Genomic DNA, 23,654 nt, shown 5'->3' with positions numbered 1-23,654 from the left:
GCAATGGGTAGCCGATTACCTGAGCGCCAAGCCAGTCTGCGCCCAGAAGGCGTAGTAGGCGACGATGATCAGCGCCGCGTAGGCCGGGGCCAGCAGCGCCCCCAGCTTGAGCAGATCCGTCGAGGTCCAGGCCGGCCGCTCCTCACCTTGGAAGATCAGCAGCGCTTTCGAGGAGACCGGCAGGGTGAGGCAGTAATCCATGCCCGCATTTGCCAGGAAGGCGACCGCGACCGGGTTGAGGCCGAGCCTGTCTGCGAGGAGTAGCAGGGGCGGCAGCAGGGCCACCACCCGCGCGGTGTGGGACACCATGTAGAGGTGCGCCGTCAGGCCGAGCGCCGTCAATCCGAGCAGGATCGGAAGCGTCGGGCTGTCGGGCCCGAGACCGCTTGCGGAAAGCGCGGAGCCGATCAGCCATTTCGCGGCGCCCGTCGAGATCAGGGCGCGGCCGAGCACGAGGGAGGCCGCGATGAACAGGACGAGCGACCAGTTCACGGCCTTCACACCGTCCTCCCAGTCGAGGACGCCGACGACAGGCATCGTCAGGATCACCGCGCCGACGACCGCCACGGTGGCGATGCCGAAGGGATGATAGCCCTCCGTCAGCCACAGACCCAGCATGGCGAGCACCACGGCCCCGGCCCGCCACTCCTTGGCGGACAAGGGGCCTGACGACGCCTCGATCTCCGCGACCTGCCGGGCCCGGGTCTTCGCGTCGAGGAAGAGGTGGCCGATCAGGAAGGTCGTGATCAGGCAGGCGGTAACGCCGAAGGGCAGTCCCCAGAGCATCCATTGCCCAAAGCCGATGCTCTGGTCGGAAAGCCGCTCCAGCAGGTCGACGGTGACGAGGTGGGAGCCGGCCCCGGTAAGGCTGCAGATCGTCGAGAGCACAATGAGCGCCGGGATCAGCAGTCCGATGGCCTTGGCGAGGCGCGGGTCGTCGTCGGCCTCGGTGAGGCTGCGATGCAGCGGCAGGAGCACCGTGGCCCGCCCCGAGGTAGAGGGAATCAGGAAGGCGAGCGGAACGATGCCGAGGGTCAGGCGCCACATCAGCCCGCCGACGCTGGTCCCACGCCCGGCGATCAGGGCGGTGAGCCGGCCCGCGAGCCCGCTCTTCTCAACCGCCGCGCCGAGCACGAAGGTGCCGATGACGAGCCAGACGACCTTGGAGCCGAGGCCCTCGATCAGCGCGCGCTGCTCGACGGCCCGGACCGCAACCAGGGACACGGCCGCGGCGACGGCGACATAGGCCGCGCTGAGCCCGGTCAGGACCCACAAGATGGCGGCGCCCCCGAAGGCCAGCATGGCCGCCCGCGCCGGCCAATCCAGGTCCTCCGGCAGGGTTACGGCGAAGGCCAGGGCCACAAGAAGTCCGGTGGCCGAAAGCGTCCGAGCGCTCGTCATCTGCATGGTTGACAGACCTGCGCCGGGACAAGCGACGGTGCGGCCGCCGTTCGGTCAGGGAGACACGTATCCCCGGACGCGGCATGCCAAGTGTCGAGGCGCCCCCTAAGACCTGGGAATGCCAAAAGGCCATGCAATATCATTGGCGGGTCGGGTCCTTGGCCGCCAAGGTCTTCGATGACGTGGGGCAAACATGGGAAGGGCCCGCCTCGGCAGTGCTCGGCGGGCCCAGTGGGGTGGTTTCGCTCAGACGGCGTGCCTCAGCAGTTGTCGTCCTTGCCAAGGCCCTGGTTCGCGCCGGCGTTATTCATGGCCCCGACCGTGCCCGGCGAAGCGGGCTGCTGGCCGCCGGCGAGGTTCTTGCTCGACGTACCGACGCCGTTGCCCTGGTCGTTCTTCGCCTCGGAGCCCGACTTCTCACCGACCATCTGGTTGGTGCCGACGTTGTTCATGGCACCGACCGTGCCCGGCGAAGCGGGCTGCGGACCGCCGGCCAGGTTCTTGCTGGACTTGTCGACGTCCGAACTCTTCGGGTTCACATGGTCCGGCGTCGGGTCCTTGGAGCGCGTGGCTCCCGTGTTGCAAGGGGCCGCGAGGGCCGGCGCAGCCAAGGCCAGGGTGGCGACAGCGGCGAGAGCGAAGGAGCGCATCGACATATCCTCAGACTGTTGACGTTGTCTCGGACAAGCCTTCCGATACCATCGGGTTCCTATTCGGCATGGCCATCCGGGGGCTCACCAGGGCGCGTTGACCGGGTCCATCGCGATGATCCTCCTACGACGCTGTACTCGGGGTCATCAGTTCAGTCCCAGCTGCGACTTGCCCGTCAGTTGGCCGTTGCGGAACGACAGGGTGAGGTTTGCACCGTAACGGCCGGTCCCTTGCCAGGCATAGGTCGTGCGCCGGGTCTCGCCGATGCTCATCCGGGTCACCGTCCGGCCGGGACAGCCCAGGATCTCGACGACCCGGTGGTAGGGCATGCCGTGCTTCAGGGCGCCGTAGGCCGCGCGGGTCGCGCGGCACTCGGACGCGGTTGCCGGTACGATTCCGAAGGCAAGGAGAACGGCCAGGGCGGCCGTATATTGAAGATTCGACATGGAGGGACCGGCGGGTGGGGTGGCGGGATTGGGGCGAAGACCGTGATGCCGCGCTCAGCCGGGCTCCTTCCGAGCCGGTGCGCCTGCATCCCCCGGTTTCCGGTCCGGCTCTCCATCCCCCGCCGGGCGCCCCACGACCGCGAGGCCCTGTCGCATCTCCTGGAGGTGATCGACCACGACGCGGTCGCCGTCCGAGAGGCCGTCAAGGATCGCGGTGTTCTCGCCGAAGGTGTCGCCGGTTGTGACAGGCTTCTGCTGAATCTTGCCCTCGGCATCGACCACGTAGACGATCTGCTGGGCGAGCTGGGCGTCGAGGGATGCGGTCGGGACCAGCAGCCTGTCCTTCGTGCCGGTCCGGATGCTGGCGCGGACGAACTGGCCCGGCAGGAAGCGCTCGTCGGCATTCGGCATCAGGGCCCTGACGAGGCGCCGGGCAGTCCGGGGATCGAAGCGGTTGTCGAGCTGGTAGATCTTGGCCTCGCGCACGGGCTTGCCCTGGGCATCCAGGACCGCGACCGTGACGCTCCCCTCCGTCATCGCCGCCCGGATCGCCTCCGAATCCTCCGCCGACAGCGCCATCTGGATGTCGATGGGATCGAGCTGAACCACCGAGACCAGTTGCGTCTGGTTCTCGATGACGAGGTCGCCGGGATTAATGGTCGAGAGGCTGGCCCGACCGTCGAAGGGTGCGTTCACGATGGCGTAATCGAGGTTCAGGTTCTGCCGGGCGATGGCGGCTTCCGCCCCCTGCACCTGGGCGACGGCCGAGGTCCGGTTCGATTGCAACTGCTGGAAGCGCTGCTCGGTGGCGTAGCCTTTATCGGCCAGGGATTCGGTGCGGTCGACCTCCGCTTGCGCGAAGGTGAGCTGCGCTTGCGCCTGCGCCTGCTGTGCCTTGGCCGTCTGGAGCGCCACTTCGAACGGGCGCGGATCGATGCGGAAGAGCACCTGCCCCTTCTTGACGTGGCCACCGGGCTCGAAGGGCCGCTCCGTCACGTTGCCGGTCACCCGCGCTTGGAGGGTGGCGTCCTGCTGCGAGATGATGGTGCCCGTATAGGTGAAGGCGATCGGAACCTGCGCCGTCCGGGCGATGACAAACCGGACTGCCAGGGGCGGCTCGTCCGGCTCGGCTGCGCGCTTGTTGGCGGTGAGCGGCAGTGCGGCCATCATCTGGTTCGGCGAGGGCCGTCCGGCCGCATACCATCCGCCCGCGCCCGCCAGCCCGGCCAGCCCTACCCCGATCCCAACCCTGACAGCTGCCCGCACCCGATGACGCTCCTGAGGTCGAAGGGCCGGACCTCCGTGTCCGCCCAGCGCCAGAGGAACACGCTTGAAGACCGGACGTTGCACCGCAGGGTCGACGATCGCGGCCTTCGAGCCCATCGCGCCGCAAGACCGAAAGTCACGATCTCGCATGTTCGCTCGCTTCGTCGACCGGCCGGTGCTCGCCGGCGTCATCTCCGTGATGATCACGCTGATTGGAGCCGTCGCGGGCCTGACCCTGCCCATCGCGCAGTTTCCCGAGATCGCCCCGCCGATCATCAACATCCAGGCGACCTACCCGGGCGCCAGTGCGCAGCAGGCCTACGAGGCCATCGCGATCCCCCTCGAGCAGGAGATCAACGGTGCGCAGAATCTCCTCTACATCAGCTCCACCAGCAACACCGACGGCAGCGTCAGCATGGACGCGACCTTCGAGGTCGGCTCGGACCTCGACGCCGCCGCCGCCGAGGTGCTGACCCGCGCCAATCGGGCAGAGGCGAAGCTCCCGCCCTCGGTGAGCGCGCAAGGGCTGGAGATCACGAAGAGCTCCCGCCAGCGGCTGGGCAACATCGTCCTCTATGCGGAAGAAGGCGCCCCCTACGACGAGTTGTTCCTCGCCAACTGGGCCGAGACACAGGTGATCAAGCCCCTGCGCCGGGTGCAGGGCATGGGCCGCATCGTCAACTTCTCGAACAAGCGCTACGCCATGCGGGTCTGGCTCGATCCGCTGAAGATGGAGGCGCTCGGCATCAGCCCCAGTGCCGTCACGGACGCCATCAGCCAGCAGAACGCCCAGATCACCACGGGCACTCTCGGCAAACCGCCGGTGGACCAGGCGACCGCCTTCGAACTGCAACTGGTGACGCAGGGGCGCCTGCGCCAGCCCGAGGAGTTCGGCAACATCCTCCTGCGCGCCAACCCGGACGGATCCGTGGTGCGCATCTGCGACGTCGCCCGCGTCGAGCTCGGCTCGGAGCAGTACGGCGTCCGGTCGAGCTTCGACGGGGCGCCCTCGGCGACCCTCGGTCTTTATCAGAACCCGGACGCGAACGCCGTGCAGGTGATGGACGGCGCGCGGGCCACCATGACCGACCTCGCGAAGCGCTTCCCGCCCGGCCTCAAGTACCGGATCGCCCTCGACCGCACCGAATTCGTCAAGGAGGCGATCTTCGAAGTCGTGCGGACCCTCTTCGAGGCGCTGGCCCTCGTGGTGATCGTGACTTACCTGTTCCTGCAGAACTGGCGCGCCACCCTGATCCCAGCGATCGCGGTCCCGGTGGCGCTGGTTGGCACCTTCGGGCCGATGGCGCTGCTCGGCTTCTCGTTCAACACCTTGAGCCTCCTCGGCATGGTGCTGGCCGTAGGCCTCGTGGTGGACGACGCCATCATCGTGGTCGAGAATACCGAGCGCCTGATGGACGAGGGGATGGCGCCGCGCGAAGCGTCGCGCGAGGCCGTGACGGAGGTGGCCGGACCCGTCATCGCCACCACCCTGGTGCTGGCCGCCCTGTTCGTCCCGGTGGCCTTCATTCCCGGCCTCACCGGTAAGCTCTACAATCAGTTCGCCCTCACCATCGCCATTTCCGTGCTGATCTCGGCGGTGGTTTCCCTCACCCTGACCCCGGCTCTGTGCGGGCTGATCCTCAAGCACCGCGATGCGGAGGTGAAGGACGAGAGCCGTTGGCGCGCCCCCCTGCGCTGGTTTAACGCCATGCTCGAGCGTGCCAGCCGCCGGCTCGTGGCGGCCATCGGCTGGCTCACCGGCCACGTTGCGCTGGTGGGCCTCGCCTTCCTGCTTTTCGCCGCCGTGACGGTGTGGATGACGATGCAGCGTCCCTCCGGCTTCGTGCCGGACGAGGATCAGGGCTACTTCTTCGCCGACGTGGTCCTGCCGAAGGGCGCCTCGGTGACGCGCACCAACGCCATGGTCGATCGCCTGGGCGAGACATTGCGCGCGATTCCGAGCGTGGAGCACACCATCGGGGTGACCGGGCGCAGCATCCTGGCCGACGCCATCGCGCCGTTCTACGGATTCCAGATCCCGACCCTCAAACCCTGGGGCGAACGCGAGCAGAGCGTGAGCGACGTCATCGCGACGGTCCAGAAGCGCTTCAAGCACGATCCCGATGGGCAGGTCCGTGTGGTGAATCCATCGCCCCTGCCGGGCCTCGGATCACGCAGCGGCCTGACTCTGGAATTGCAGGACCGCAGCGGCACCGGCGGCTTGAAGCTGGCGCAGGCCGCCAACCGCTTCATCGCCGAGATGGAGACGCTGCCCTCCGTGGGCCGCGCCATCCCCACCACCACCTACGGCGTGCCGCAGATGCGGCTTGAGATCGACCGGGCCAAGGCCGAGCAACTCGGCGTGCCGCTGCAAAACCTGTTCGATACGTTGGGCACCTATGTGGGTTCGAGCTTCGTCAACCTCTTCAACCGCTTCGGCTACGTCTACCAGGTCTACGTCCAGAGCGAGGCATCGGGCCGGCGGACGATCCAGGACGTCGAGGCACTGACCGTGCTCAACAGCCGCGGCGAGCCCGTGCGGGTTGGCTCGCTGATCCAGACATCCTTCGTCACAGGCCCGACGGCGGTCCTATCCTACAACACCTACCCGACCATCGAGATCGCCGTGGACACGGCGCAGGGTGCCAGTTCGGGCACCGCCATCGCGGCGATCGAGGCGCTCGCGGATGCCAAGCTGCCAACGACCTATGCAGTGGAATGGACCGACGTCGCCTATCAGGAGAAGATCGCCGGCGGCTACGCACCGCTGATCTTCGGCCTCGGTACGCTGATGATCTTCCTGCTGCTGGCCGGACAGTACGAGTCCCTGCGCCTGCCGTTCGTCATTCTGCTCGGGACGCCAATCGCCATTTTCGGCGCGGTGGGTTTCCTGGCGATCCGCGGGCTCGCCCTCGACATCTTCGGGCAGGTCGGCCTCCTGCTGCTCGTGGGGCTGGCCGCCAAGAACTCCATCCTGTTGGTGGCCTTCGCCGAGGACCGGCGCAAGCAGGGCGAGGACGTCCTGACGGCTGCGCAGGACGCCGCTCGTCTGCGTATGCGCCCGATCCTGATGACATCCTTCGCCTTCATCATGGGGTCCGTGCCCCTCGCCATCGCCAGCGGCGCGGGCGCCAACGCCCGCATCTCCATGGGCACCGTCGTGATCGGCGGCCTCCTGGTGGCGACCTTCATGACCTTGTTCGTAACGCCGACCTTCTACGTCGCCTTCGAGCGCTTGCTTGGCAAATCCCCCACCTCGCGGGAGCAGACAGATGACACAAGAATGCCTCAGCCGGCAGAGTGATCGCCTGCCTCGAAGGAGATCCTGGCGTACAAACGGGTCTCTCCGGAAAGGACCCCCTCTGAGCCGTCTGCTTGAGCGCCGTAGCGCTTTGCCAGCAGCCATGCTGCTTTTGACCCCAGGCGGACGTTTCGATCGCAACCCATGCCCGGCATCCGGACAGACGTGGGCGCTTCCCTGGAACCGGCCCTTCGGTACAGCGAACAGCCGGGGTGTCCCGCGAGCGCGGACGTCGTCCGAGGGCAGTCACGCCAATGCAGGGCCGCCCGACGGGATAAGATCGAGGCAAAGGGGGCTAGGATTGTCGGCGTCGCTCCCGATGCTACGTGCCAATTGCTGCGCGATCTCCTGCGTGCAAATGCGGCATCGACTGCGTCGGGAAAGTTGCTTTCGCCTCGAAGAGTATGACCGGATGCTTCTCCGCGAGGTCGTCGAGCTGGGTCAGACCGGTATCCGTCGCGCGATGGATGTCGATCGGGTTTGCATCCAAACTGAGCTTGCTGCGGTCCGTTGCCAACGTCTCGATCGCGTCGAGAAAAACGACGATCGGACCGGCTGATGCGGCTTCCCCTTCATCGGTGCGAACAGCTCGGAGACCGCCATCTAGGTTGTTCCCATAGCTGAGTTACCCAGAATATGAGGGTCCACTTCAAGCAACCTCATGCCTGTCGCCCTGAAAAATCGCGCGACCTTGTTGGCAAATTCCCGCGCCAAAGATGTTTCGCGGGTATCCGGCAGACCCATCAGCAAGATGATGCCGTGTAGCGGAAGCCCCGATCGCGCGATTCCACGCCAGCCGGTGAAGTTCAGCGCGGCTTGAGCGTGCAGCTGTTAGTTGACTGCGACCTTGGCCATGATCGAGCCCGACAGCTGCTCGAGTCTTTAGTCCGTCAGATTACGTATCGTTTGAAAATTTTTGGGCAGCTCAAACTTCAACTTCTGGTAGCAAGAGATAACTTTACCCACAGTCTGCAGTTCCACGCCAGGTTCCATGCAATCATCAGGGTAAAGCAATGCTCCTCCAGGCCAAACTTTCTTGGTTTGTTCTTCCTAGTATTTTTGGCCGGCCCCAAGTGGGCCGACCAAGCTATCAAAATCTACAAAGCCCCAGATCTCTGAAGTCGAAGCTCAATTGAGGCGACCCTCGCCTTCCGTTCCAAACAAGAGAAATGCCTTCTTCGTGCGGCCACCCAACTTCGAACCCAGAGATCTCGCATTTTGAGTAGTAGCCTTTGCATGAAACCTGGAAATGGCGCTTCCAGAGCATTCTTTAGGTGCTGAAGGAACTTCCCAATCGGCTGAAACGACCAAACACAAATTTGGATCACAGCTACTCCGCCCGCATCCAGCTCAGCTGCACCCAGTTGTTCCGCCGCAGGTGTCGCACTTCAGGCAGGTGCCGTTGCGGACCAGGGTGAAGTTTGCGCATTCGGGGCACGCTTCGCCGACATAGCCCTTCATCTTTGCTTCGGCACGGCGGTCAGAGACCGATCGCTCCGGCTTGGCGAAGGGGAGGGCGTCGACCAGCGCTTCGGCGCGTCCGGCCGCAACCGGCTCGGCTTTCAGCGCCGTCGCGCCGCGCAAAGCGTGGACTACGCCACCAGCCGGCGACGTCTGGCCGGTGGAGGCCGCACCGACGCCAACCGTTCCGCCGGCCGGTCCACCTTGGATTAAGGTGAGACGGTCGGCTGACCCGCGCAGGAGGCCGCGGGACACCACGCTGGCTGCTGTGGTTTCGGTCCGGGCAGGATCGCGGGTGGTGTCGGTCTCGCCGCCGCCGATCACTGTGCCGCCGATCTCGGATGGGTTGACGTGGGCGAGGTCGGCGCGGCCGAGATAGGACACGGCCAACTCGCGGAACACGTAGTCGAGAAGCGAGGTCGCGTTCTTGATCGCGTCGTTGCCCTGCACGAAGCCCGCGGGTTCGAAGCGGGTGAAGGTGAAGGCCTCGACATATTCCTCCAGGGGAACGCCGTATTGAAGGCCCAGCGAGATCGCGATGGCGAAGTTGTTCATCAGGCTGCGGAAGGTGGCCCCCTCCTTGTGCATGTCGATGAAGATTTCACCGAGGCGACCGTCATCGTACTCACCGGTGCGGAGGTAGACCTTGTGCCCGCCCACGACCGCCTTCTGGGTGTAGCCCTTGCGCCGATGGGGCATCTTCTCCCGCGACCGGATACGTTCGACGCGCTCAATCACCCGCTCGACAATCTTCTCCGCGACCTGCGCGGCCTTGGCGGCGGCCGGCGCTGCGGCCAGAGCCTCGATCATCTCGTCGGCATCGTCCTCCTCGTCGGCGATCAGGGCCGAATTCAGAGGCTGCGACAGCTTCGAGCCGTCCCGGTAGAGGGCGTTGGCCTTGAGGGCCAGGGTCCAGGACAGCTTGTAGGCGTTCTTGCAATCCTCGACGGTGGCGTCGTTGGGCATGTTGATGGTCTTGGAGATGGCCCCCGAGATGAAGGGCTGCGCCGCCGCCATCATGCGGATGTGGCTCTCGACCGAGAGATAACGCTTGCCGATGCGGCCGCACGGATTGGCGCAATCGAACACCGCGTAGTGCTCGGTCTTGAGGAAGGGGGCTCCCTCAAGGGTCATCGCGCCGCAGATGTGGGTGTTGGCTGCCTCGATGTCTTTCTTCGAATAGCCGAGGAAGGGCAGAATTTCGAAAGTCGGGTCGGCCAGCTTCTCGGCCGGAACCTTCAGCACGTCCGTGAGGAAATCATCGCCCAGCGTCCAGCGATTGAACACGAACTTGATGTCGAAGGCCTGCTTCAGGCCAGCCTCGACGGCGGCGAGCTTGTCATCGGTGAAGCCCTTGGCGCGGAGCGAGCCCGGATTGATCGCAGGGGCTTGGCCCATCGACCCGTGACCGACGGCGTAGGCCTCGATCTCGGCGATCTCCGATTCGCGGTAGCCGAGCGTGCGCAGGGCGTCGGGCACCGCACGGTTGATGATCTTGAAATAGCCGCCGCCCGCGAGCTTTTTGAACTTCACCAGGGCGAAGTCGGGCTCGATGCCGGTGGTGTCGCAATCCATCACGAGGCCGATCGTGCCGGTCGGCGCGATCACGGTCGCCTGCGCGTTGCGGTAGCCGTGCTCTTCGCCCAGCGCCAGGGCGCGGTCCCAGGCATGCTTCGCCCGCTCGGCGATGTCGGCCTGGGGGACGTTGGCGAGGTCGAGGGGTACGGGGGCGATCGACAGGAACTCGTAGCCCTCCGCCTCGCCATGCGCCGCGCGGCGGTGGTTGCGGATCACCTTGAGCATGGCGTCCGCGTTCTCCTCGTAAGCCGGGAACGACCCGAGTTCACCGGCCATCTCCGCTGACGTCGCGTAGGCGACACCAGTCATGATGGCCGTGAGGGCGCCGGCCAGGGCACGACCTTTATCCGAGTCGTAGGGCAGGCCCATGCTCATCAGCAGGCCACCGATATTGGCGTAGCCGAGGCCCAGCGTCCGGTAGCGGAACGAGAGTTCGGCGATCTCCTTGGAGGGGAACTGCGCCATCATCACCGAGATTTCCAGCACCACCGTCCAAAGGCGGTTCAGATGCTCGAAGGCGGCGACGTCGAAGTGGTTCGCGGCTCGGTCATACATCGTCAGCAGGTTGGCGCTGGCAAGGTTACAGGCGGTGTCGTCGAGGAACATGTACTCGGAGCATGGGTTCGAAGCCCGGATCCGCCCGCCCGCCGGGCAGGTGTGCCAATCGTTCATCGTCGTGTTGAAGTGCAGGCCCGGATCAGCCGACGCCCAGGCGGCCTCGCCGATTTTTTCCCACAACTCACGCGCCGGCAGCGTCTTCGTAGTCTTACCGGTAGTGCGGGCCTTCAGTTCCCACGGCGAGTCGTTCTCGACGGCGCGCAGAAAGTCGTCGGTTAGCGAGACCGAGTTGTTCGAATTTTGCCCGGCCACTGTGAGGTAGGCTTCGGAATCCCAGTCGGTGTCGTAGACGGGGAAGTCGATCTTGGTGAAACCCTGGCGGGCGAACTGGATCACCCGCTTGGTGTAGGAATCCGGCACCATGTCCTTGCGGGCGGCCTTCACGGCCTTTTTCAGGACAGGGTTACGCTCCAGGTCGAAGCAGGCGTCGCCCTCGGCCTCACACTGGGTGCAGGCCTTCATCACCGCAGTGAGGTGCTTGGAGACGATTTTGGAGCCCGTGACGAGGGCCGCAACCTTCTGCTCCTCCTTCACCTTCCAGTCGATGTACTGCTCGATATCCGGATGGTCGATGTCGACGATGACCATCTTGGCAGCGCGACGCGTCGTCCCGCCCGACTTGATGGCACCGGCCGCCCGGTCGCCGATCTTGAGGAAGGACATCAACCCAGAGGACTTGCCGCCACCGCCGAGCTTCTCGTTCTCGCCGCGCAGCATCGAGAAGTTCGAGCCGGTACCGGAGCCATACTTGAACAGGCGCGCCTCGCGGACCCACAGGTCCATGATGCCCCCCTCGTTGACGAGGTCGTCCTGCACGCCCTGGATGAAGCAGGCATGCGGCTGCGGATGCTCGTAGGAGGAAGCCGACTTCGTCAACTCGCCCGTGCGGTAATCGACATAATAATGGCCCTGCGCCGGCCCATCGATGCCGTAGGCCCAGTGCAGGCCGGTGTTGAACCATTGCGGGGAATTCGGCGCCACCATCTGGCGCGCGAGCATGAAGCGCAGTTCGTCGAGGAATGCCGACGCATCCTCCTCGGAACTGAAGTAGCCCCCCTTCCAACCCCAGTAGGTCCAGCACCCGGCGAGACGATCAAACACCTGCGTGGACGAAATCTCGGAAACGTAGCGCTCGGCTTCCGGCAGTTCGGCAAGGGCGTTCAGATCGGCCTCGGAACGCCACAGGAACGACGGCACGTCGTTTTCCTCGACCTTCCTGAGCGCCGCCGGCACACCGGCCTTGCGGAAGTACTTTTGCGCCAGGACGTCACTCGCCACCTGGGACCAGCTCTCCGGCACCTCGATGCCGTCCAAGCGGAAGACCGTTGAGCCGTCCGGATTGCGGATCTCGCTCAGCGTCTTGCGAAAGGGAATCGTCGCGTAGGGGGATTGCCCGGCCGTGGTGTGGCGCCGCTCGAACCGCATGTAACCTGTCTCCCGAGCCACGCATCGGAGCGCGGCACCGTGTCCAAGAAGGAAGATGGCAAGCGTCCGCGACCGCTCGCGAAGCGCTGAACTCAGCAACGAAAATTCGGTGATCCGCCGGTGACGCGACAGCCTCGGCGATGTTCCGAAGGTATCCCGCCGAGGGGGCTCACGTCAATAACTAGTGTGCCGACTGTGTGTTCCCGGCTAGATGTAGTAGGATGGACCTGAATCCTGTGGATATCCCGGAGGCCTTCGTAAGTGCCCTTTCGGCCTGAGAGATTCGCCTGCGAAAAGTTTTCCACCCACAGGCTGTCGGATCGCCACCTTCGTCGAAGGGATGGTTAACGCCCGGGGTGTGGGATTTCCGCCGCATTCGCAGCCACCGACCCGGTCTCGGAGAGGGCCACCGCGACTGGACTTACGGGGGTCACCTCACCATAGTCCCGCCGACACTCGATGGCGGGGTTTCCACGCCCCAATCAGGCGAACGCAATGGCTCTCAAGGACACGCTCCTGCGGATTTTCACCTGGTGGAACGGGCAGACCATGTCGCTCGCGCTGTACACGGCCCGGCGCGGGCAACGGGTCGGCTCCGACGATCACGGCAACGTCTATTATCGCGCACAGGGAGCGCTCATCGATCGCTCCGTGGGAACCGAACGGCGCTGGGTCGTCTATAACGGCTACGCCGACGCCTCGAAGGTCCCTCCCGGCTGGCGCAGCTGGCTCTGCCACAATGGCGATGTGCCCCCGAGCGAGGAGACTTACACGCCACGCGAGTGGCAGAAGCCTCACGTTGAAAATCTCACGGGCACGAGCGGTGCCTATCGGCCCCGCGGTTCGCAGCTCAATGTCGGCCAGCGACCGGCGGCGACCGGCGATTACGTTCCATGGAGCCCGGGCAACTGATCCCGAACGCCCGGCATTCGGGACGCCGCGGCCCTTTTTCCACCAATCTTCTCAGGCCTAACCTCGCCCTCGCACCGCCGCTCCGATGAGAGCGCAGCCGAGAGGGGGCGCCCGTGAGCCGCAGCACAGCAGGATCGTACCGCCCCGTGGTCAAGCGCCTTATCCTCGCGTCGATCGCGACGGGCCTGCTCGCCGTTCCGGCTTCCGCCGACAAGATCAAGAACCCGACTGCGGTGTTTTCCGGCCTCGACAAGATCACCGGGCGTATCGTCTCCTTCGAGGTGGCTGTCGACGAGACGGTGCAGTTCGGCGCCCTGCAATTGACGCCGCGCGTCTGCTACAGCCGGCCACCGACCGAGAGTCCGAAGACCACGGGATTCCTCGAGGTCGACGAGGTGACGCTCGATAACAAGTACCGTCGCATCTTCACGGGCTGGATGTTCGCCTCGAGCCCGGGGCTCCATGCGATCGAACATCCGATCTACGATGTCTGGCTCGTCGATTGTAAGGGCGGTGCTGATGTGATCGCCGAGGCGCGCGAGCAGGAAGACGTGCCGGCGATGGCTTCCAAGCCGGAGAAGACCCGGCGTCCGAAGGGCGGGCAGGACGCGACGCGCACCGCCCAGCAGGTCAACCCGAACGGGCAGGTGGATGTGGAAGCGCCGCGCGGTGTGCCGGTGCAGCCCAAGCAGAAGCCATCACGGAAGTTCTTCCCGTCGAACGAGGGTCCGGCGGCCGCTCCGCCGCCGCCGCAACAGCCGCAATCGCTGTTCGACGCCCTGTTCCGCTAAGACATCTCCGCTAAGACATCCGCGGAACGCAGCGCACTCAGCCCTCTCCGAGCGCGGCCAGGGCCTGCCGTCCACCGACGGAGCCGTCCCCTGGCCAGACGTCCCAATCCGCTGGCTGGAGAATCGCCTCGGCGAGTCGCCGCTTGTAGATATGGCGTGGCAGCTCTTCGGCGCCGAACTGCGTCAGGTGATCGGTGACGAACTGGGTGTCGGCGAGGCGGTAACCGCCTGCCCGCAGGCGCGCCACGAGATGGACAAGCGCAACCTTCGAGGCATCGCGCACCGTGTGAAACATGCTCTCCCCGAAGAACGCGGCCCCGAGGGACACGCCGTAGAGGCCGCCGACCCGCTGACCTTCGAGGAAGACCTCGACGGTGTGAGCATGCCCGGAGTCGAACAAAGCGCCATAAAGTTCACGAATTCGACCATTGATCCAGGTTCGCTCGGCATCGCCGCGTGGAGCGGCACAGCCGGCGATCACCGCATCGAAATCCTGGTCGGTCCGAACCTCGAACACGTCGGAACGCACCGTCCGGGCAAGCCGCTTCGCGACATGGAATCCGTCGAGGGGCAGAACCCCCCGCGCGCGCGGCTCGACCCAGTAGATGGCCGGGTCGTCCGCATCCTCCGCCATCGGGAAGATCCCGGCCGCATAGGCCTTCAGCAGGATCTCGGGCGTGATCTCAACACGGTCGCTATCGTACATGCGATGATTTTGAAACGGAGCTGCGCGGAAGGCCAGGGGCGGTGCGTCCGACAGGGATTCAAATAAGGACAAAGGGCGAAGCCTTGCGGCTCCGCCCCGACCTGGACGAGGAACGTTCGCGTGTCTCAGTTGCTCGGACCGCCGGACGTGGTCCCAAGGTTTGGCACAGTGCGGTTCGGCTGCTCAGCATTTCCACCCTTGGCCGAATCATCGACGATCGCTTCGCGGTTCGAGGTGTAGGGCGCCTCGACGACCGAACCGGTCACGTTCATGTCGACGCGGCCATCGACGTTGCGATAGGCGCCATACGTCGACGGGTTGTCGATCGGACCACGGGTGGTGCCGCCGGCCTGCGGAACCGCACGCTCGGGCTGGCCGACGTTGCCGGACGGCGACTGGGCGAGGGCTGCGGTGGCGATAAGCGTTGCGGCGACGAAGCTGAGGCTGAAGGTGCGCATGGACGTCTTTCGGTCGTTAGGAATACTCAGTCGCTGACGTGGAGAATTGCCGCTGAGCACCCTTGGCTCACAGCGTCTCCGCCAGACTGACGTGGGGTGAGAAGCCGTGAACCCTCAATGCGTTCCGGTGAATGTTTCGCTGGCAATGTGTCGCAGATCCACGCAATGGACGAATCCGAAATCATTCCCAGGCGAAGCAAAACGAGCCTTAAACGCTCAGTTCGCAGCGTTTTGCAGCGGTGATGCGGATGACGACGATATCTTTCGCGTCACTTGAAGGACGTTCAAGCACAACCTAGTTGTGCGCAATCTCACACGAGATTCAGCAATCCCAGCCGATCCGATGACCAAGATCAAAAAAACCGGCCCCGTGAGGAGCCGGCTTTCAAGAGAGGATCGGTCGCGGCATGAGGAGCGAAGAACGCCTCAGCGGGCTGGGCCGCCTGACGTGCTACCGGTGTTCGGAACGCTCCGGTTGGTGTCGTTCGCGTTGCCGCCCTTCGCCGAGTCCACTGCACCAGCTCCAGGACTCATGCCACGCTCGCCCACCGGTGCGGTGGCGCCCTCCGCCGGTGCCATGCCGCGTGTGGAGGGATTGTCGATCGGACCCTTCGTCGTACCTCCGGCTTGCGGCACAGCGCGCTCGGGTTGGCCGACATTTCCAGAGGGAGACTGCGCCAGTGCAGGACCGGCAAGCAGAAGACCAACGATCAAAGAAATATTGAAGCGCACAGGAGAACGTCCTTGTGATGAAGCTGGTACCTCCCGGGACGAGACACCAGTGTAGCGGATAGACAAGAAACCGGCCTCCCGCCAACGCGTTCCGCGGCTCTCCGCCACCGGCGCTTCATGTGCTTGCCTGCCTAGGGCTCATCGAGGCCACCATCGGCCAGAAACCCCTCCAGCCAATGGATATCGTAATCTCCGTTCTGGACATCCAGGTTGCGAACCAGGGTCCGGAAGAGCGGCAAGGTGGTATCGACGCCGTCGACCACGAACTCGTCCAGTGCCCGGCGTAGGCGCATCAGGCACTCGTTTCGCGTGCGGCCATGCACGATCAGCTTGCCGATCAGGGAATCGTAGTTCGGTGGAATCCGGTAGCCTTGGAAGACAGCCGAATCGACGCGAACCCCAAGGCCGCCGGGTGGATGAAAGTAGGTGATCAGACCGGGTGAGGGTCGGAAGGTCGCTGGATGCTCGGCATTGATCCGGCACTCGATGGCGTGACCTTCCACCTTGATCTCATCCTGCGTCACCGACAGAGGCAGGCCGGCCGCAACACGGATCTGTTCGTTCACGAGATCAATCCCGGTGATCATCTCGGTTACCGGATGCTCGACCTGGATGCGCGTATTCATCTCGATGAAGTAGAACCGGCCATCCTCGTAGAGAAATTCCACCGTACCAGCGCCGAGATACTTGAGTTCCTGCATCGCGCGGGCGCAGATGCCGCCAATCTCGGCCCGCATCTCAGCGTCGAGGACCGGGGATCCGCCTTCCTCCCAGACTTTCTGATGCCGTCGCTGCAGGGAGCAGTCGCGTTCGGCCAGATGCACCGCATTGCCGCGTCCATCCCCGAGCACCTGAACCTCGATGTGGCGCGGCTTCTCGAGATACTTTTCCAGGTAGACCGCATCGTCACCGAAGGCCGCTTTGGCCTCGGTCCGGGCCATGCCGAGCGCCTGTTCGAGATCGGCCTCGGTCCGGGCGACCTTCATGCCGCGCCCGCCACCACCGGATGCGGCCTTGACCAGGACGGGGTACCCGATCTCAGCCGCGATCCGCTTGGCTTCCTCGGGTTCCTCGACGCCGCCCTCCGAGCCGGGAACGCACGGAATACCGAGACGTTTTGCGGTGCGCTTGGCCTCGATCTTGTCGCCCATGATGCGGATATGCTCCGCCTTCGGACCGATGAAGCCAATATTGTGGTGGGCGAGCACTTCGGCGAAGCGGGCGTTCTCGGAGAGGAAGCCGTATCCGGGATGAACCGCGTCGGCCCCGGTGATCTCGCAGGCGGCGATGATCGACGGAATGTTGAGGTAGCTGTCGCGGGCCGCCGGTGGGCCGATGCAGACGCTCTCATCGGCCAGACGCACGTGCATCGCATCGGCATCGGCCGTGGAATGGACCGCCACGGTCGCGATTCCGAGTTCCTTGGCCGCGCGCAGGATGCGCAGGGCGATTTCGCCCCGGTTGGCGATCAGGATCTTTTCGAACATGGGTGCGGCCCGGCTCACTCGATGACGAGGAGAGGTTCGCCGAACTCGACGGGTTGCCCGTCCTCGACGAAGACGGCGGTGACGGTGCCGGAACGAGGAGCGACGATCTCGTTGAAGGTCTTCATCGCCTCGATCAGGAGGAGTTTCTCGCCCGTCTCAACCTTGGACCCGACATCGACGAACAGCTTCGCTTCCGGCGACGGGCGGCGATAGGCGGTACCGACCATGGGGGAGGGTACGGCCCCCGGATGCCCGGCGCCGGCCTTGCCGCGATCGACCCCGCCGCCAGGACCCGGAGTGGCGAGGGGAGCCGAGACGGCTGCCATCGCCGGAGCCGGCGCAGGCGCGGCCACCTGCACCTGGACCGCTTCAATGCGGCGGGCGACGCGGATGCGCAGATCGCCCTTTTCGACCTCGATCTCGCTGAGATCGGTCTCGTTGATCAGCTTGGCGAGCTCGCGGACGAGCTCCGGATCGAAGGGGTCGTTCTTGGACATCGGCTCGGTCGTCTTCAGGTCAGGCGCAGGGTGCGGCTAGGATCGACGGGAAATGACGCCGCCAGGCGAGACTCGCAAGGCGGCGACGGATCGAATGCGGAAGGCGCTTGGGCTCAGCAGCTCGCGTGACCGCACTGGCGCACGTCGGAAATGGTCTTGCGGATCGGTTCGACACCCACAGCACCCGGGATGACCTCGTCGCCAATGATGAAGGCGGGGGTTCCCGAAAGCCCGAGCTTGTCGCCGAGGCCGACGTTCTCGGACAGGGCGGCCTTCACTTCCGGACCCTGCGCATCCTTGAGCAGGCGGGTGACGTCGAGACCCATCTCCTTGCCAACGGCCAGCGCGCGTTCGCCGTTCACCCGGCCTTTGGATTCCAGGAGCTTGGTGTGGAATTCAAAGACCTTATCGCCCTTGAGCTGCTGCTTGGCGGCCAGCGCGATCTTGCTCGCTTCCAGCGACTCGGCACCGAGAACAGGAAAGTCCTTCAGGACGACGCGCAGCTTCGGGTCGCCCTTGATGAGAGCCTGGATGTCCGACAGCGCCTTGCGGCAATAGCCGCAATTGTAGTCGAAGAATTCGACCATCGTGACGTCGCCATTCGGGTTGCCTGCGACCACGCCATGGGGCGAATTGATCAGGGCCTCACGCGCCTCCTTGAGTGCGGCGGACTGCGCAAGCTTCTGCGTCTCCTGCTGCCGGCGCTCACCTTCCGCGATCGCCTCCTGCAGCACGTCGGGGTTCTTGACGAGGTAATCCTTGATGATGCCCTCGATCGCTTGGCGCTGAACGTCCGTGAACGCAGCGGCCGGAGCGGTTTGGCTCGGAGTGGTCTGCGCCGAGGCGACACCCAGGGTGCCGGCAAGAATCGTGGCGCAGAGCAGGGAACGGAAGAGGGGCATACGTCCTCGCGAGGCGGGACCGGTCAGACGTAGGCCGGCCATCGGGGGTCATCTCAATTCGACATGCGGTTAGCGGCCGGGTTAGGCGTTTTCGCGGCGGGCGGTCAATCGCGGAATGGCGGGTTTGTCCCAGGTCCTGCGCAGGGGCTATGACGGGGCGGATGACACAAGCTCCGATCCTCGCTCCGAAGTTCTCATCGCAGCGCGCAGCCCGCGTTGCGCCGTTCCTGGCCATGGACGTGATGTCGGCCGCCGCAGCGCGCGAGGCGCGCGGGGAGGGCGTCGTCCATATGGAGGTCGGCCAGCCCTCGGCACCGGCGCCCCGAGCCGTGATCGCGGCAGCGCAGGCTGCCCTTGCGAACGGCGCTTTGCCCTACACCCAGGCCCTGGGATTGCCCACTCTGCGCGAGCGCATCGCGCGCCACTATACGGAGACCTATGGAGTCGCGGTATCACCGAGCCGCATCGTGGTGACCACCGGCTCGTCGGCGGGCTTCGTGCTGGCCTTCCTCGGGCTGTTCGATGCCGGCGCCCGCATCGCGGTGCCGCAGCCGGGCTATCCGGCCTATCGCAGCCTGCTGCATGCCCTTGACCTGGTCCCGGCGCCCCTGGTTCTGCAAGATGCCGACCGGTTCGCTCCGACCGGCTCCGCCCTGCGGGCACTGAACGAACGCGAAGGACTGTCGGGCATCCTGGTGATGAGTCCGGCGAACCCATCCGGCACGGTGATCGAGCCCGAACGCCTCGCTGACCTTTGCGCCACGGCCCGGGCGCTGAACCTCCGATTCATCTCCGATGAGATCTATCATGGGCTCGCCTACGGCGTGCCGACGGAGACCGCCCTGCGCTACGATGACGAAGCGATCGTCATCAACTCGTTCTCGAAGACCTGGTGCATGACCGGATGGCGCATCGGCTGGATGGTGGTACCGGACTGGCTCGCCCGTCCCGTCGAGCGGCTCGCCCAGAACCTCTACATCTCACCGCCATACTTATCGCAGGTGGCTGCACTGGCTGCCTTCGACGCGGTTGAAGAGGTTGAAGCCGTGCGGGCGGGCTATGCCGCCAATCGAGCGCTGCTACTCGACGCCTTCCCGAGTCTCGGACTCGGGCGGACACATCCGGCCGACGGCGCCTTCTATCTCTATGCCGATGTCTCCAACCTGACCAACGACTCGGTCGCCTTCTGCCGGCGCATGCTCGACGAAGCGGGGGTTGCGGCGACCCCGGGCTTGGATTTCGACGCACAGGATGGGAGCCACCACGTCCGATTCTCCTTCGCCGGCTCCAACGCCGATTGCGTCGATGCGGTGCGACGCCTCAAGGCGTGGCTGCGCTGAAACGCAAAGCGGGGCAGGCTTCATGCCCACCCCGCTCCGTTCATACCGGTGTAACGGCGTTCACTCGCCCGTCAGGGCCGCCTTGGTGCGCGACCACCAGCCGGCACGCTTCGGACGATCCGGGTCCGAGGGCGGGGTGAGAACCACCGCCACCGGCTCAGGAGCAGGCCTCACCGGGACTGACGCCGGCTCGACGGAGACCTCCAGGGTATCGACAGGAGCGGCCACATTGCCCTGATCGTTCTCGGCTGCGATCGGCAATTCCAGCGCTAACGATCCCGAAGCTTCCGGCGTGGATGGGGCCACGGCTTCGGACACCGCCTCGGCACTCACGGGCTCCTCGCCGCCGAGGAAGGCGGACGGCGCATCACTCGCACCTTCGTCTCCCTCGACCGAAGCAACCGGACGCTCACCGAAATCCGAGTTCGGAAGCTCCTTGTTAGCGAACTCCTGGGCATTGCCCTCGCCGTCCCGGGTACGGCCATCGCGGTCGCGACCACGACCCCCGCGACGACCCCGACGACGGCGGCGACCGCTGCCATCATCCTCGCCAGCGGACGAAGCTTCGGCAGGCGACACGCTCTCGTCGGTCTCGGGCTGCGCAGCGATCTCCTCGGGCTCCTCGGTTTCACCCTCGTCGTCACCGTCTGTGGCAGCGCTCTCGCCACCAGCCTGATCGCCGGTCTCGTGGCGGCCACCACGACGCCGACGCCGACGCCGACGCCCACCACGGCCATCGCCGCTCTCGGAAGTCTTCTCGGGTGCTTCCTCGGTGGAGCTGCCGGTTTCGACCTCTTCGGCCTCAACCTCGACCTCGACAATCTCCTCCTCGATCTCCGGATCGAAATCTTCCTCGGGCTCCAGGGCGGAATTGATTGCCACCGCACGCACCCCGGTGACCGGCCCCTCGGCCCGCGTCGCAAGCTCACCCCGGTCGAGCTGGAAGGCGGAAGTGGCGGCCAGGCGCTCATCGGCGGCGATCGTCACCGAGACTCCAAAGCGGACTTCGAGTTCCCGCAGATGAGCCCGCTTCTGGTTGAGGATGTAGAGCGCCACCTCGGTGCGTGTCTTGAGGATGAGGTTATGGCTGGTGCTCTTGAGCAGCGACTCCTCGATCGCCCGCAGGATCTGCAGCGCCACCGAAGACGTGGCACGAACATAGCCCGAACCGCCGCAATGGGCGCAGGGGAGGGACGAGCTCTCGAGCATGCCGGTGCGGATGCGCTGACGGCTCATCTCCAGCAGACCGAAGGGCGAGATGCGACCGACCTGGATGCGGGCGCGATCGTTCTTCAAACACTCGTTGAGCTTTTTCTCGACAGCGCGGTTGTTGCGCTTCTCCTCCATGTCGATGAAGTCGATGACGACGAGGCCCGCGAGGTCGCGCAGGCGCAACTGGCGGGCGACCTCTTCGGCCGCCTCTAGATTGGTGCGCAGGGCAGTGTCCTCGATGTCATGTTCGCGGGTCGAGCGCCCCGAATTCACGTCGATGGAGACGAGGGCCTCGGTCGGATTGATAACGAGGTATCCGCCCGACTTGAGGGTCACATGGGTGGAGAACATCGCGTCGAGCTGCTGCTCGACCCCATAGCGCGCGAAAATCGGCGTCGGGTCGCGATAGGGCTGCACGACCTTGGACTGGCCCGGCATCAACATGCGCATGAAGTCGCGCGCCTCGCGGTAGGCCTCGTCGCCGGCCACCAGGATGTCGTCGATATCCTTATTGTAGAGGTCGCGGATAGCGCGCTTGATCAGCGAGCCTTCCTCGTAGACCAACGCCGGTGCGGAGGAGGACAGCGTCAACTCGCGCACACTCTCCCACAAGCGCATCAGGTATTCGAAGTCACGCTTGATCTCCGGCTTGGTCCGGGAAGCGCCGGCCGTGCGCAGGATGACGCCCATGCCCTCCGGCACCTCCAGGTCCTGCGCGACTTCCTTGAGGCGCTTGCGGTCGGCCGCCGAGGTAATCTTGCGGGAGATGCCGCCGCCACGACCGGTGTTGGGCATCAGCACGGAGTAGCGGCCGGCCAGCGACAGGTAGGTGGTCAGCGCCGCGCCCTTGGTGCCGCGCTCCTCCTTGACGACCTGCACCAGGATGATCTGGCGGCGCTTGATCACCTCCTGGATCTTGTAGTGCCGGCGGTAAGTGCGCGGACGCTCGGGGATTTCAGCGAGAGCGTCGCCGCCAACCTGCGCGATCTTCTGCGGACGCTCGCCGTCCTCGCCCTCGGACTCGTCGTCGTCCTCATCCTCGTCGGAATCGTCATCATCCTCGGACTCGTCGTCCGAGTCGTCCTCTTCTTCGTCCTCGTCATCGTCCTCGTCGGAGTCGTCCTCGGATTCAGGCTCGACATGGAGGTTGGCGACAGAGATCTCGCCTTCGAACGACCTGGTCTCCGAAGATTCAGCGTTCGAAAATTCAGCGTCCGAGGGCTCCACTTGATGAGACTCGGGCTCAGAGGAACCAGATGCCGCGCCGTCACCCATCGGTGCGGCCTCGAGAGCCAGTTCGACGGCCGGGGCGATCGGCGCCTCGGCCGTAGCACCGACGAGGGCCTGATCCTCGGAGACTTCCGATGAAGAGGCGGGTGTCTCGGGGCTGCCGAGATCGGATTGCGGCAGGTCGGCCGAGGCATCGCCACGCGAAGCGATTTCCTGAGACCCATCGGTGAAGCCGCCCTCGAGGAGCGCGTCCGTTGCGCCGATCGCGGAATCGTTCTCGACGAACGTGGCGACATCCTCGGACGTCACCGTATCGGAGGTCCGAGCGCGCTTGGCGGACGTCCCATCGCGACGACCGCGCGAGCGGCGGCGAGGCTTACGCTCCTCGCGCTCGCGGTGCTCCTCGGCCTCGCGGGCTTCGTCTTCCAGCAACGCCTGCCGGTCGGCGAGTGGAATTTGGTAATAATCCGGGTGGATTTCGCTGAAGGCGAGAAAGCCGTGGCGGTTGCCGCCGTACTCGATGAAGGCCGCCTGGAGCGAGGGCTCCACGCGCGTCACCTTGGCGAGATAGATGTTACCGCGAAGCTGGCGCCGATTGGCGGCCTCGAAGTCGAATTCCTCAACCCGTGACCCGTGGACCGTGACGACCCGAGTCTCCTCCGGGTGCATCGCGTCGATGAGCATCTTGTTGTTGTTGGCCATGACGAACTTTCGACATGGCGGTCGACGTCGTTCTCCTCGAACCGCTCGGTCCCGATGGTGCGCCGTTCGGTCCAGGCTCACTGGCCTGGCGGATCGGTGCACGTGACGACCCGGGGAAGGGGGTCGCGGAAGCTGTGGGGAAGGGATTGCCGTCAACCGCCGTTGGGCGCCGGATCTCGGCGCGCGTGGGGTTGATCCTGGCCAGGGTCGACGAGACGGCGGCGCCACGCGAAACGCGCAGGCGTTGAACACGAGCAACGGCAACCGATGCTGTGTGTCCGCTCATTCTCTCCCTGACCTCGCGAAGACTGTGTGGGCCCGTCCGAGGACAGGCGTGCATTCCAAGAACGGTGCGACGGCCGAAAAAGCCACCGAATGAACCGACTCCCACCCAGCCTCGCCATGCCGCATTGTCTGACGCGGGGAACCGACTGCGAAGGCTATCCAGCAAGAAGCCGGATCGCACCCGCGGGCCGCGGAGCAAACCGCACGGCGCCGGGAAGGGGACCGTATCATTACAGAGCGTCGCGACGTTTTG

16 protein-coding genes are annotated in these 23,654 nt (G+C 65.2%); 4 read left to right on the top strand and 12 right to left on the bottom strand.

Going from position 1 to position 23,654, the window contains the following annotated elements; translation table 11 throughout:
* Positions 1-15: 15 nt before the first annotated feature.
* From ASF60_RS10950 to ASF60_RS10935, 4 genes are all read right to left on the bottom strand, one after another.
* Positions 16-1,407, bottom strand: a complete 1,392-nt coding sequence (locus ASF60_RS10950) for an SLC13 family permease (protein ID WP_082507862.1) — start codon at positions 1,405-1,407, stop codon at positions 16-18.
* A 254-nt stretch (positions 1,408-1,661) separates the two neighbouring features.
* Positions 1,662-2,057: a hypothetical protein gene (locus tag ASF60_RS10945; RefSeq protein WP_056184278.1), complete on the bottom strand. Its 396-nt coding sequence runs from the start codon at positions 2,055-2,057 to the stop codon at positions 1,662-1,664.
* Positions 2,058-2,198: 141 nt separating this feature from the next.
* The gene (locus tag ASF60_RS10940; RefSeq protein WP_056184276.1) at positions 2,199-2,498 is read right to left on the bottom strand and encodes a DUF3862 domain-containing protein; all 300 of its coding nucleotides are present in this window, start codon (positions 2,496-2,498) and stop codon (positions 2,199-2,201) included.
* A gap of 54 nt (positions 2,499-2,552) precedes the next feature.
* Positions 2,553-3,764 carry an efflux RND transporter periplasmic adaptor subunit gene (locus ASF60_RS10935; RefSeq protein WP_056184369.1) on the bottom strand — a complete coding sequence of 404 codons (1,212 nt, stop codon included), beginning with the start codon at positions 3,762-3,764 and terminating at the stop codon, positions 2,553-2,555.
* 148 nt (positions 3,765-3,912) lie between these two features.
* Here ASF60_RS10935 and ASF60_RS10930 point away from each other — a divergent pair, with 148 nt between their 5' ends.
* The gene (locus ASF60_RS10930) at positions 3,913-7,068 is read left to right on the top strand and encodes an efflux RND transporter permease subunit (RefSeq protein WP_056184273.1); all 3,156 of its coding nucleotides are present in this window, start codon (positions 3,913-3,915) and stop codon (positions 7,066-7,068) included.
* Between the two features lie 319 nt (positions 7,069-7,387).
* Here ASF60_RS10930 and ASF60_RS24360 read toward each other — a convergent pair whose 3' ends face one another.
* Complete coding sequence (locus ASF60_RS24360; RefSeq protein WP_156633990.1) at positions 7,388-7,582, bottom strand: hypothetical protein; 195 nt, start codon at positions 7,580-7,582, stop codon at positions 7,388-7,390.
* 833 nt (positions 7,583-8,415) lie between these two features.
* Complete coding sequence (locus tag ASF60_RS10925) at positions 8,416-12,147, bottom strand: vitamin B12-dependent ribonucleotide reductase (protein WP_056184271.1); 3,732 nt, start codon at positions 12,145-12,147, stop codon at positions 8,416-8,418.
* A gap of 495 nt (positions 12,148-12,642) precedes the next feature.
* Here ASF60_RS10925 and ASF60_RS10920 point away from each other — a divergent pair, with 495 nt between their 5' ends.
* Positions 12,643-13,059, top strand: coding sequence for an NADH:ubiquinone oxidoreductase subunit NDUFA12 (locus ASF60_RS10920; RefSeq protein WP_056184269.1), 417 nt, complete (start codon positions 12,643-12,645; stop codon positions 13,057-13,059).
* A gap of 146 nt (positions 13,060-13,205) precedes the next feature.
* Positions 13,206-13,850 (top strand): DUF2155 domain-containing protein, encoded by a 645-nt coding sequence (locus ASF60_RS10915; protein WP_244476873.1) that lies wholly within the window; start codon positions 13,206-13,208, stop codon positions 13,848-13,850.
* A gap of 37 nt (positions 13,851-13,887) precedes the next feature.
* Here the strand turns inward: ASF60_RS10915 and aat are convergent, their stop codons facing one another.
* The 5 genes from aat to ASF60_RS10890 all read right to left on the bottom strand — a co-directional run bounded on the left by aat (position 13,888) and on the right by ASF60_RS10890 (position 18,632).
* Positions 13,888-14,556, bottom strand: a complete 669-nt coding sequence (gene aat / locus ASF60_RS10910; protein ID WP_056184264.1) for a leucyl/phenylalanyl-tRNA--protein transferase — start codon at positions 14,554-14,556, stop codon at positions 13,888-13,890.
* Between the two features lie 125 nt (positions 14,557-14,681).
* The gene (locus ASF60_RS10905; protein WP_156376029.1) at positions 14,682-15,014 is read right to left on the bottom strand and encodes a hypothetical protein; all 333 of its coding nucleotides are present in this window, start codon (positions 15,012-15,014) and stop codon (positions 14,682-14,684) included.
* 863 nt (positions 15,015-15,877) lie between these two features.
* Positions 15,878-17,233, bottom strand: coding sequence for an acetyl-CoA carboxylase biotin carboxylase subunit (accC, locus tag ASF60_RS10900; protein ID WP_056184260.1), 1,356 nt, complete (start codon positions 17,231-17,233; stop codon positions 15,878-15,880).
* Positions 17,234-17,247: 14 nt separating this feature from the next.
* Positions 17,248-17,730 carry an acetyl-CoA carboxylase biotin carboxyl carrier protein gene (accB, locus tag ASF60_RS10895; RefSeq protein ID WP_056184258.1) on the bottom strand — a complete coding sequence of 161 codons (483 nt, stop codon included), beginning with the start codon at positions 17,728-17,730 and terminating at the stop codon, positions 17,248-17,250.
* 113 nt (positions 17,731-17,843) lie between these two features.
* Positions 17,844-18,632, bottom strand: a complete 789-nt coding sequence (locus ASF60_RS10890; protein ID WP_056184256.1) for a DsbA family protein — start codon at positions 18,630-18,632, stop codon at positions 17,844-17,846.
* Positions 18,633-18,793: 161 nt separating this feature from the next.
* On the opposite strand from ASF60_RS10890, the gene ASF60_RS10885 reads away from it, so the two are divergent.
* Positions 18,794-19,972: a pyridoxal phosphate-dependent aminotransferase gene (locus tag ASF60_RS10885; protein WP_056184255.1), complete on the top strand. Its 1,179-nt coding sequence runs from the start codon at positions 18,794-18,796 to the stop codon at positions 19,970-19,972.
* 60 nt (positions 19,973-20,032) lie between these two features.
* Here ASF60_RS10885 and ASF60_RS10880 read toward each other — a convergent pair whose 3' ends face one another.
* Positions 20,033-23,116 (bottom strand): Rne/Rng family ribonuclease, encoded by a 3,084-nt coding sequence (locus ASF60_RS10880; RefSeq protein ID WP_056184253.1) that lies wholly within the window; start codon positions 23,114-23,116, stop codon positions 20,033-20,035.
* Positions 23,117-23,654: the final 538 nt, after the last annotated feature.

This window comes from Methylobacterium sp. Leaf113 (assembly GCF_001423325.1).
Taxonomy (GTDB): Bacteria; Pseudomonadota; Alphaproteobacteria; order Rhizobiales; family Beijerinckiaceae; genus Methylobacterium.
The sequence above is the reverse complement of the archived record's forward strand: the minus strand, read 5'-3'. Positions and strand labels throughout refer to the sequence as shown.